The 234-nt window shown below is 76.9% G+C and carries 1 protein-coding gene; it reads right to left on the bottom strand.

All coding sequences use genetic code 11. From position 1 onward, the window contains the following. Positions 1-32: 32 nt before the first annotated feature. Positions 33-234: hypothetical protein (locus SB658_RS27645; RefSeq protein WP_410603775.1), on the bottom strand; the 202-nt coding region annotated here is incomplete at its 5' end.

Below are 234 nucleotides of genomic sequence, written 5' to 3'. Positions count from 1 at the left end.
CGACCGGTCGGGTCCGAGAGGTCGGAGCGGCGTCAACGAGGGCCGGTGCGACCGGCCTCCCCGCCGAGCACCGGCGCGAAGCGGATGCCGAGCCCGGAATGCGGCGCCTCGGTCAGGTAGCCGTCGGCGATCCGCACGGGCGCGGGGTCGGCCAGGGCTCCGAGCGCGCCGAACCCGGCATCCTCCACACCCTCCGCCCAGGGGTCGCCGTCGAGCGTGATCGCGAGCTGCCCG

This window comes from Bacillus sp. SIMBA_008 (assembly GCF_046535495.1).
Taxonomy (GTDB): domain Bacteria; phylum Bacillota; class Bacilli; order Bacillales; family Bacillaceae; genus Bacillus; species Bacillus subtilis.
Note: the sequence above shows the minus strand (reverse complement) of the source record. Positions and strands in the feature narration are given on the sequence as shown.